Origin of the sequence: Comamonas sp. SCN 65-56 (assembly GCF_001724135.1) — a bacterium.
Taxonomy (GTDB): Bacteria; Pseudomonadota; Gammaproteobacteria; order Burkholderiales; family Burkholderiaceae_C; genus Comamonas_C.
Window position 1 is genome coordinate 109,745 of the sequence record NZ_MEDS01000011.1, and the last position, 10,152, is coordinate 119,896.

The following is a 10,152-nucleotide window of genomic DNA, read 5'->3' on the forward strand; positions in this document are numbered from 1 at the left end:
CAGGGATGGCATACGGGGCTCACGAACCGGAGCGCTCACGCGCACGGTGAACACTGACGATATCGACGGGCGGCGCTCCATTGCCCCAGGCCTCGCGGATAAAGGACAGGACGTCCGCCACATCGTCGTCGGACAGACTCTGGCGAAATGGTGGCATGCCGTAGGGCTGGGGATTGCCCGCCGTCGCTGGAAGATAGCCGCCATGCAGCACGATCTGCACCAGATTCAAGGGTTCAGCCATGCGCACCGCGCGGTTGCCGGCCAGCGCCGGGAAGGCGCCCGGCTTGCCTTCGCCTTCGTCGCCGTGGCATTGGGCACACTGGTCGTGGTAGATCTCGTGGCCGCGCTCCAGTACTCCAGCGGGGGGCGGCTTGCCATGCGCCGCGGCCTCCTCCACCTGCGGCAACTGGCGCAACCAGGCCGCCATCGCACGCGCATCGTCCGCCGTCAGGTACTGAAGGCTGCTGAACACCACTTCGGCCATGGGCCCCGACACGCCGGCGGACGCCGAAACGCCGCGGGTCAGCAGTGCCGCGATGTCATCCACGGCCCATCGGGAAACACCCGCTTGTGCAGTCGACGTGAGTGAAGGCGCCCACCAGGCATTGCCCTCCACAAGCCCGCCGCCCAATGGGGCATCGCTGCGCAGCCCGCCCAGCGCGTTGCGCGGGGTATGACAGCTGGCGCAGTGGCCCAGGCCTTGCACCAGGTAGGCACCGCGCGTGAGCTCGGGGCTCGCCTGCTGCACCACCGCACAACGGCCCGGGCGGAAGTACAGCGCTCGCCAGACGGCAAGCGCCGCCTGCGTGCTGTAGGGAAAGCCCAGTTGATGGGCCGCAGCTTCCTGCCGCACCGGCGCGAGTGAGCGCAGATAGCTGAAGATGGCGTCCGCGTCCTCGCGCGTCACATGGGTGTATTCGGTATAGGGGAATGCCGGATACAGCAGCCGCCCATCACGCGAGCGACCGTTGTGCAGCGCGCGCCAGAACTCATCCGGCGTCCAGTGTCCCAGTCCGGTGGCGTCATCGGGGGTGAGATTGCTCGAATACACCGCACCAAACGGGGTCTGGATGGCACGCCCGCCAGCGTAGTCGGCGCCGCCCGGCTGGGTGTGGCACGACGCGCAGTCGCCGATGCGAGCCAGGTAGGCCCCGCGTGCGATCACTTCTGGCGACGCAGCAACCGGTCTGCCCGATCCCAAAGGGGCTTCGCCGATCCGGTTCAACGCCCACACCGCGTACACGGCGGCGACCACAAGCGCGGCCACGGCAAGGGCAAGGGCGGCCAGCCAGTCAATCCGCCGTTTCATCGTCGACCTCCACGCCCGTCTTCAGGCAACTGCGCCTGCAAGCTGCCGCAGCGTAGCGGCAATGCCTGCGGCGCATGGGCGGCCGCCTTGCCGTCGCCCGGCACGGCCTGCGCGGAGAGCCAGGCGGCGACCGCCTGCACATCGTCCAGCGACAGATGCCTGGCGACCTGCGCCATGCAATCGGGCGCCTGTGCATGGCGCTGGCCGGTTCGCCAGGCACCCAACTGGCTGCTGAGGTAGTCACGCGACAGACCCAGCAGACTGGGGATGAACGGCTCGGCGCCCGTCAGTTGCTGCCCGTGGCACTGCTGGCACGCCGGCACGTCACGCGTTGCATCGCCGTGGCGAACGAGTGCCTCCCCGCGCTCGAGCACGGTTTGCGGTGCTGTTGCAGGTGCAGGTGCGGCATAGGGCAGTTGCAGCTCGGAAAAATGACGGGCCATGGCGTACAGATATCCGTCCGTCAGGTGCGTGAGCAAATACGCCATCGGGAGATAACTGCGTCGCCCTTCACGGAAATTGCGCAACTGGTTGTAGAGATAGCCTGCAGGTTTGCCAGCGATGCGCGGGAAATAGCCATCGGGCGTGGCGCGCCCCTCGTCCCCATGGCATGCGGTGCACGGCAAAACCCGGTCTGTCATCGGATCGTGCGAAGTGCCCTGGGCCCAAACCGCACCCATGCAGCACAGGCACGCCAGCAGCGCGCTGCGAATGATGGAGCGCATGCCTCTAGCCCCGGCCCACAAACGGCATCTTGGTCGCCATGACGGTGTGAAACAGCACATTGGCCGACAGCGGCAAATTGGCCATGTACAGCACGGATTGCCCGACGATGTCCACATCCATCAGCGGCTCTTCGGCCACCGCGCCATGCGCCTGCATCACGCCCTGGGTGAGCCGATGCGCCAGCGGCGTATCGGCATTGCCGACGTCGATCTGGCCGACGGCAATATCGAAGTGGCGTCCATCCAGCGACGCTGCCTTGGTCATGCCCGAAACCGCGTGCTTGGTCGCCGTGTAGACAATGGAATTGGGGCGCGGTACGTGGGCCGAGATCGAACCGTTGTTGATGATGCGCCCGCCACGTGGCATTTGCGCCTTCATTACGCGAAAGGCGTTTTGAATGCAATAGAACATGCCGTTGAGATTGACATCCACCACCGCTTTCCACTGCTCGACCGACAGTTCATCCAGCGGGATGGCAGGCGCGCCATTGCCCGCGTTGTTGAAGAGCAGATCCACACGGCCAAAGCGTCCCACGGTGGAATCGAACAAATGGCGCACGGCTTCAGCGTCCGTCACGTCCGTGGGCATCACGAGGGCCTGACCGCTACCGGCCCACGTTCCCGCCACTTCCTGCAGCGGCTGCGCCCGCCTGCCGGCAAGCGCAACCGTCCAGCCGTCGCGCAGCAGGGCCAGCGCGGCTGCGCGGCCAATGCCTGAGCCAGCACCCGTCACAATGGCTATTCGTTGATTGATATTCATGAGCGCCTCTTTCGCGGAGCATCCCGGCCATGCGCTTCGCGCCCGGCCTTGCCCTTGTAAGTCATTTTCTTCGCTTTGGCACCCTTGCCGCTCGCCTCCCGCTCATCCCGGTCGCGGCTCACTCTGGAAGCCTTGCGCTGCGGTGCCTTGGGAGCGGCTGCCTTCTCAAGCGCCGTTGCACCTGGTTCCTGCACCAGGCGGAAGTCGATCTTGCGACCATCCAGATCCACGCGGCTGACTTGCACGCGCAGGCGCGTGCCTATGCCATAGCGCACGCCCGTGCGCTCGCCACGCAACTCCTGACGCACCTCATCAAAGCGGAAGTACTCGCCGCCGAGTTCGGTGATGTGCACCAGCCCTTCGACATAGAGTTCATCCAGGGTCACGAAGATGCCAAAGCTCGTGGCCGCGGTGACGACGCCAGCGTACTCTTCGCCCAGGTGCTCGCGCATGTACTGGCACTTGAGCCAGGCTTGCACGTCGCGGCTGGCCTCGTCCGCACGGCGCTCGTTGGCGCTGCAATGCAGGCCGGCGGCTTCCCAGCCCTGCAAATCGCGGCGATTGACGGCACGCGCAGGGGCCGATGGGGCTGCCGGGGCCTGCCCGCGGCTGGCCCACTGGCGCGCCAGCTTGTGCTGCGCCTCTCCGGGTACCGGCAGCGGCGGCAATTGGTACTTTCGGCCCGCCAGGATGGACTTGATGACGCGATGCACCAGCAGATCAGGGTAGCGACGGATCGGACTGGTGAAGTGCGTATAGGCCTCATACGCCAGACCAAAGTGCCCGCTGTTGATCGGTGTGTAGATCGCCTGCTGCATGGAGCGCAGCAGCATGCTGTGGATCTGAGCGGCATCCGGCCTGTCCTTGGTGGCCTCGGCAATCGCCTGAAAGGCCCCGGGCGGCGGATCATCGGGCAAGGACACCTGCACCGCAAGCGCCCTCAGGTAAGCGCGCAGAATTTCAAGTTTCTCCGGCGTAGGCCCTTCGTGCACACGGTACAGGCAGGCGCGCTGATGCTCGCCCACGAAGTCCGCCGCGCAGACGTTGGCCGCCAGCATGGCTTCCTCGATCAACCTGTGGGCCTCGGTGCGTGTGCGCGGAACGATTTTTTCGATGCGCCCGTTGTCGTCGCAAACAATCTGCGTTTCCGTCGTCTCGAAATCCACTGCACCGCGAACCTGGCGCGCTGTCAGCAGCGCCCGGTATACCTCGTGCAGATTGAGCAAACCCTTCACTCGATCCGCAAGGCGGCCAGCCTCCGGGCCGCGGGTATTGGCGAGCACTGCCGCGACTTCGGTGTAGGTCAGGCGCGCATGGCTTTCGATGACAGCCGGGTAGAACTGGTAGGCGTGAACTTCGCCCTTGGCGGTGACGATCATGTCGCACACCATCGCCAGGCGCGCCACCAGCGGGTTCAGCGAGCACAGGCCGTTGGAGAGCTTCTCCGGCAGCATGGGCAGGACACGGCGCGGAAAGTACACGCTGGTGGCGCGGTCATAGGCATCGGTATCGATCGCACCACCCGACTCCACATAGTGGCTCACATCGGCAATGGCCACCAGCAAGCGCCAGCCCTTGGCACGGCCGATGCGCGCGGGCTCGCAGTAAACCGCATCATCAAAATCGCGCGCATCTTCACCATCGATGGTGACAAAGGGCAGGTCAGTGAGGTCGATCCGCTGGCGCCAGTCCTGCGCGCGAACCGCATCCGGCAGTGCCTGTGCCTGAGCCAGGCAGGCATCGGAGAAGACATGCGGCACAGCGTACTTGCGCACCGCGATCTCAACCTCCATGCCCGGGTCATCGACTTCACCCAGCACCTCCGCCACCCGCCCGACGGGCTGGCCATACAGCGCTGGCGGCTCGGTCAACTGCACCACGACGACCTGCCCCACCGCAGCAGCCCCCGTTGCCGTCTTCGGGATGAGCACATCCTGCCCATAGCGCTTGTCCTCAGGCGCAACCAACCAGATGCCCGCCTCATTCAGCAGTCGCCCGATGATGGTCTGGGCAGGCCGCTCGATGATCTCCAGCACCCGCCCCTCAGGCCGCCCACGTCTATCCTGGCGGACGATGCGCACACGCACTCGATCCTTGTGCAGCACGGCGCGCATCTCATTGGGCGGCAGATAAATGTCGCCTTCGCCATCGTCGCGGATCACGAAGCCGTGCCCGTCGCGGTGGCCTTGCACGCTGCCTTCAATTTCGTTGTCGGCGTTTGTGCGAATTTCGTTTTTTTTGCTATACAATCTTGCTCTTTCCTGAAATGCCCAGGTGGCGGAATTGGTAGACGCACTAGTTTCAGGTACTAGCGGGTAACTCCGTGGAGGTTCGAGTCCTCTCCTGGGCACCATACCTACAAAGCTTAAATCCCTGCAAGTCATTGATTTGCAGGGATTTTTTATTTGCTTTGGGGACGGTATACGGGGACACAGAACCTGTAAATTGCCGGCGCTTGCCGAATGACGCCGTATCAGGATAACCTCGGGGCGTCCCCAAGACTGTCCCCAAGAGTTCCCCCATGGCATCCTTCGAGCATCGCGGCAGCACCGTTCGCGCTGTAGTCCGACTACCCGGTGGCGCAAAAAAAACAGCCACCTTCGACACGGAAAGCGAAGCCAAAGCGTGGGCGGCCCGCATGGAGTTCAAGAAGGACATCGGCCAACTGCGGCCGGGCAAAGCCGGATCGGCCACAAACGGCGACCTTTTCGAGCTATACCTTGACGCTGTTGCTAGCAAGACGGATTCGGCCAAATGGAACAAGTTGCGGCTGATGAAGTGGTTGAATGATCCTCTTGCGGACAAGAAGGTCTCGGCCACCACGACGCACGATATCAATGAGTGGATCGTCCGCAGTCTATCGCAGCCGAATGAACGCACGGGCAAGCCACTCTCTCCCGCCACCGTGAACCGAGAGCTAAACCTGATGAGCGGCGCATTCACATATGCCGTCAAGAGCTTGCGCTGGATCAGTCTCAACCCCTGCCATGGTGCCAACAGGCCCGAGCGAGGGCGACCAAGAAAACGCCCATTGCTCACCGACGAAGAGATCAAGGCCATTCGCATATCTACTGGCTACGAGGCCGATCCCGAGTTGCGTACTCTAACAGCTCGCGTCGGCGCGTGCTTTTTGCTGGCCTTGGAAACTGGCATGCGCTCGGGTGAAATCCTCCGGCTCAGGCCGCAGGATTACCGCCGCGCGGCGCGCGTGATCCACGTATCGGCCTTGGAGCCTGGTGGCCGCAAAAGCTCCCGTTCAGGCCGCGCCAGCGTTGATCCAAGCCGTGACGTGCCACTCACTGCCCAGGCCGTCAAGCTGCTGGATCAGCTTGTCGCCAGCATGCCAAAGGATCAGCCCTACATCGTTGGCGTGAGCGACAGCCAGCGCGATTCGCTATGGCGCAAGGCGCGCGGCCAAGCTGGCATCGAAGACATGCACTTTCACGACACAAAGCACGAGGCCGCGACAAGGCTGGCCAAGTACATCGACGTGCTGGCTCTGTCGCATGCCATAGGCACGAAAGACATTCGACTGTTAAGGGACACCTACTACAACGCAGACGCCCAGCGCTCGGCAGCCTTGCTTCCCCCTGCGCTCAGAAGCAGCTCTTAACGCTGCTCGGAAAGCGCCCTGTCTGCATCGATCTGCCCCATCAGGGCTTTGACTTCGGCATCTCTTCGCTCAACAACGCCTCGGAGCTCAGCGACCACGCCGACGCCCTCTGCAAGCTGGCGGTCGAGGGCTGTAGTCCGATCCGCGAGAGCGCTGCAGGCAGCGGCCCCGGCTTCGGACATGGCACGGTAAGTGGCGGCTCGGCGGGACTCATCGAGGCGCAGCCGCTCAGCGCGAGCAGCGCCAGCGACAGCAGCGTCGCGCTGGCGGGAAAGTTCTTCCAGCAGTTCATTGGCGTTCTCCTGTGACGCGGTGGCGTGAGTCTCTTGCTTGGCGGTGTTGTCGTTGACGGCCTTGAGCGCTGCGGCGGTGCGCGCTTGCCGGTCGCGCTCAACGGACACTTGCAGGTCTCGGTGCGCAAGCTGCTCGGTGTGCAAGCGCCAAGTCTGCAGGGCCAGCAGCACGGCCAGCACCAGGGCGGCAGCGGTCATGAGGTTCGCGCGCAGCCAGGTCATCGCGGCCACCACAGATCAATCCACATCGCGGCGACGATGTAGGGAAGAAGGATCAAGCTCACTTCGCGGCCTCCGTTTTGTTGGTCCACCACATCGCCGCACCCACGGCCATCACCCACTCGCTGCCGGACAGGCGTCCTTCGGTAAGTGCCCATGTGGCGCACCCCGTGACGACGATGGCCAGAATCGGTTTGGGCCGCAGAAACTGTTTTAGAACTTCGATCACAGTCCCTCCGCGCAAAGATCAGAATTGGCATTCGCCCGCGTCACCAGGCCGGGCAAGGCGGTGCTCACACCGTTCACCGTGCCGCGCGTCCAGCGCTCGTTCTGGCGGCACGCCGCCTCCACGTCGCCCGCCAGGAGCAGCTTGCGCATCGTGCTTGTGCGCCAGGCGCTGGCACCCTTGTTCCACAGGAAATCGACCATCGTCGCCTGCTGAAACACGGTGGCGCTCGTGTAGGCCGGGCCGATGTCGGCGATCAGCGCCTGCTCGGCCTGCACGTAGCGGCGCTTCTCAAGCCGGTAGCAGTCGGCACCGGCGCCAACAGCGCGACGTGCGCCAGCCGCTCGGCCAGCAGGCGACGCGGGTGTTCCATCTGCCGCGCCGCCCGCGAGCACGGCCACGCACTGGGCGCTCAGCCGCAGGTGAGCGCATGCTATTAACCCAATAGCTGCTTGTGCTCGTCCATCAAGCGTCAAGTCCTGATTTTCTTCAAATATCTGCTGCTCCAATCCAGCCAGACTGCCCCACAACCGCAGGCTGCTGAAGATTCCCATTGGCAACACCTCATTCCCCACGCAACGCGCGGCGTGTAGCGCAGCTCCCATCTCTTGAACGGGGAACCGGTTGTGATACAAGACGAAGCGTTGCTCTCAGTTCAGAAGCTTTGCTTCGTTGCAAGTGCCCATTGATTCTCAAGCAGCGGTGTTGCACTTCAGAGTTGAGACCAGCGTTCCATTCATCACAAAGAAATCACCATGGCTGGCTATTCCGACCCTGGCTTTGACACGCTCGCGGTGCACGCGGGCGCACGGCCCGATCCAACGACCGGCGCGCGCGCGACGCCGATTTACCTCACCACCTCGTTCACCTTCGAATCGAGCGACCACGCGGCGGCGTTGTTCAACATGGAGCGCCCGGGACATGTGTACTCGCGTCTCTCCAACCCGACCACCGACGTGCTGGAGCAGCGCATCGCGGCGCTCGAAGGCGGCGTGGGCGCGATTGCCGCCGCCAGCGGCATGGCCACGCTGCACCTGGCGATTGCCACGCTGATGGGCGCGGGCAGCCACATCGTCGCCAGCACCGCGCTCTACGGCGGCTCGCAGAATCTGCTGAACTACACGCTCAAGCGCTTTGGCATAGCGACCACCTTCGTCAAACCCACTGACGTGGACGCCTGGCGCGCGGCGATACGGCCCAATACCAAGCTCTTTTTGGGCGAAACCGTGGGCAACCCCGGCCTTGAGGTGCTCGATATCCCGACCGTCTCGCAGATCGCGCACGAGGCGGGCATTCCGCTGCTGGTCGATTCCACCTTCACCACGCCCTACCTGATGCGGCCGCTGTCGCACGGCGCCGATCTGGTTTATCACGCGGCGACCAAGTTCCTCTCGGGCCACGGCACGGTGATGGGGGGTGTGCTGGTCGATGGCGGCGGCTTCGACTGGGATGCCTCAGGGCGCTTTCCGGAGCTGGCCGCGCCCTACGACGGTTTTCACGACATGGTGTTCGCTCAGGAAGCCAGCGTGGGCGGTTTTCTGCTGCGCGCGCGCCGCGAGGGCCTGCGCGACTTTGGCGCGTGCCTGAGCCCGCACAGCGCCTGGCTGATTCTGCAAGGCGTGGAGACGCTGGGCGCGCGCATGGAGCGACACGTGCGCAACACCGAACGCGTGGTGCAGTTCCTCGCCGGCCACCCGTTCGTGGCACGCGTGGGCCATCCGCTGCTGCCTAGCCACCCCAGCCACCAACTGGCGCAAAAGCTGCTGCCGCGCGGCGCGGGCGCGGTGTTCAGCTTTGACCTCAAGGGCAGCCGCGCGCAGGGCAAGGCCTTCATCGAGGCGCTCAAGATTTTCAGCCACCTGGCCAACGTCGGCGATTGCCGCTCGCTCGTCATCCACCCGGCCAGCACGACGCACTTTCGCATGAGCGACGAGGCGCTGCTGGCGGGCGGCATCACGCAGGGCACGATCAGGCTGTCGATCGGGCTGGAAGACCCTGATGATCTGATCGACGACCTCAAGCGCGCGCTCAAGGCTGCAGAAAAGGCAGGTGCATGATGTTCCATACCGTGCAAGGCGCGCCGCTGTACTGCTACACCGGCGACAAGGCGTTTGACGCAGCCAAGCCCACCGTGGTGATGATCCACGGCGTGCTCGGCGACCACAGCGTCTGGGCCTGGCAAAGCCGCAACCTGGCCAACCACGGCTTCAACGTGCTCGCCATCGACCTGCCCGGCCACGGGCGCAGCGGTGGCGAGGCACCGGCCAGCGTCGAGCAGGCGGCAGGCACCATCGCCGCGCTGCTCGATGCGGCGGACGCGCCGAAAGCGGCGCTGGTCGGCCACAGCTGGGGCTCGCTCATCGCGCTGGAGGCCGCTGCTCGCCTGAAGGAGCGCGTGAGCCATTTGGCGCTGATCGGCACCGCCGCGCCCATGCGCGTCTCACCCGCGCTGATCGAGGCCTCGCAAGCCGATCCCGAGGCGGCGCTCAAGATGATCAACGTCTACTCGCGCAGCACCCTCGCCTCGCCCAGCGGCGCGGGCTTCTGGGTCTATGGTGCGGGCATGGCGCTGGGGCGCAAGGTGCTGCGCGGCAACCGGCAAGTCAACGTGTTCCATCGCGGCTTTGTCGCCTGCGACAGCTATGCGGGCGGCGTGGCGGCAATCGCAGCGGTGCAATGCCCTGTGCTGTTCATCCTCGGCAAGCTTGACCAGATGACTCCACCCAAGGCGGCGCAAAGCCTGATCGACGCAGCGCGCGACGCGGGCAAGGCGGTAGCGGTTCACACGCTGGAAGTCGGGCACCACCAGATGCAGGAAGCACCGGATGCGACGCTGATGGCGCTGCGCGGGTTTTTGCGGCAAGCTTGAAAAGCGGCTGAACACTCACACGTCCCGGCAAAACACGAATGAACCGCCCCGGTTTCCGAGGAGGCTCAAATCTTTGAGAGGATTGAGCCATGAACAATGCAACGAAGTTTTCCGCAGAGGTGCGCGAACGCGCAGTGC

Annotated in this window: 10 protein-coding genes and 1 tRNA gene; 4 read left to right on the forward strand and 7 right to left on the reverse strand. The window is 64.5% G+C overall.

Features of this window, described 5'->3' with window-relative positions; all coding sequences use genetic code 11:
- Positions 1-19 precede the first annotated feature (19 nt).
- From ABS45_RS08115 to rnr, 4 genes are all read right to left on the reverse strand, one after another.
- On the reverse strand, positions 20-1,309 hold the full coding sequence (locus ABS45_RS08115) for a cytochrome c (RefSeq protein WP_291554820.1): 1,290 nt from the start codon (positions 1,307-1,309) through the stop codon (positions 20-22).
- The gene (locus ABS45_RS08120; protein WP_291554838.1) at positions 1,306-1,950 is read right to left on the reverse strand and encodes a c-type cytochrome; all 645 of its coding nucleotides are present in this window, start codon (positions 1,948-1,950) and stop codon (positions 1,306-1,308) included. The genes ABS45_RS08115 and ABS45_RS08120 overlap by 4 nt, the downstream gene beginning before the upstream one ends.
- An 88-nt stretch (positions 1,951-2,038) precedes the next feature.
- Positions 2,039-2,794, reverse strand: a complete 756-nt coding sequence (locus tag ABS45_RS08125) for an SDR family oxidoreductase (RefSeq protein ID WP_291554821.1) — start codon at positions 2,792-2,794, stop codon at positions 2,039-2,041.
- A complete protein-coding gene (gene rnr, locus ABS45_RS08130; protein WP_291554822.1) occupies positions 2,791-5,043 on the reverse strand; it encodes a ribonuclease R in 2,253 nt (750 codons plus the stop codon). The genes ABS45_RS08125 and rnr overlap by 4 nt, the downstream gene beginning before the upstream one ends.
- A gap of 19 nt (positions 5,044-5,062) precedes the next feature.
- On the opposite strand from rnr, the gene ABS45_RS08135 reads away from it, so the two are divergent.
- Both ABS45_RS08135 and ABS45_RS08140 read left to right on the forward strand, forming a co-directional pair.
- Positions 5,063-5,147: transfer RNA gene (locus ABS45_RS08135), tRNA-Leu, on the forward strand.
- A gap of 168 nt (positions 5,148-5,315) precedes the next feature.
- Positions 5,316-6,407, forward strand: a complete 1,092-nt coding sequence (locus ABS45_RS08140) for a tyrosine-type recombinase/integrase (RefSeq protein WP_291554824.1) — start codon at positions 5,316-5,318, stop codon at positions 6,405-6,407.
- Here ABS45_RS08140 and ABS45_RS08145 read toward each other — a convergent pair.
- Genes ABS45_RS08145 through ABS45_RS08155 form a run of 3 tightly spaced genes read right to left on the reverse strand, consistent with a single transcriptional unit; the run spans position 6,404 to position 7,699 of the window.
- The gene (locus ABS45_RS08145) at positions 6,404-6,922 is read right to left on the reverse strand and encodes a hypothetical protein (protein WP_291554825.1); all 519 of its coding nucleotides are present in this window, start codon (positions 6,920-6,922) and stop codon (positions 6,404-6,406) included. The genes ABS45_RS08140 and ABS45_RS08145 overlap by 4 nt on opposite strands.
- Before the next feature lie 58 nt (positions 6,923-6,980).
- Positions 6,981-7,148, reverse strand: coding sequence for a hypothetical protein (locus tag ABS45_RS08150; RefSeq protein ID WP_291554826.1), 168 nt, complete (start codon positions 7,146-7,148; stop codon positions 6,981-6,983).
- Positions 7,145-7,699 (reverse strand): hypothetical protein, encoded by a 555-nt coding sequence (locus ABS45_RS08155; RefSeq protein WP_291554827.1) that lies wholly within the window; start codon positions 7,697-7,699, stop codon positions 7,145-7,147. The genes ABS45_RS08150 and ABS45_RS08155 overlap by 4 nt, the downstream gene beginning before the upstream one ends.
- A gap of 201 nt (positions 7,700-7,900) precedes the next feature.
- On the opposite strand from ABS45_RS08155, the gene ABS45_RS08160 reads away from it, so the two are divergent.
- A complete protein-coding gene (locus ABS45_RS08160) occupies positions 7,901-9,202 on the forward strand; it encodes an O-acetylhomoserine aminocarboxypropyltransferase (protein WP_291554828.1) in 1,302 nt (433 codons plus the stop codon).
- Positions 9,202-10,014: an alpha/beta hydrolase gene (locus tag ABS45_RS08165; protein ID WP_291554840.1), complete on the forward strand. Its 813-nt coding sequence runs from the start codon at positions 9,202-9,204 to the stop codon at positions 10,012-10,014. The genes ABS45_RS08160 and ABS45_RS08165 overlap by 1 nt, the downstream gene beginning before the upstream one ends.
- The last annotated feature ends 138 nt before the right edge of the window (positions 10,015-10,152 follow it).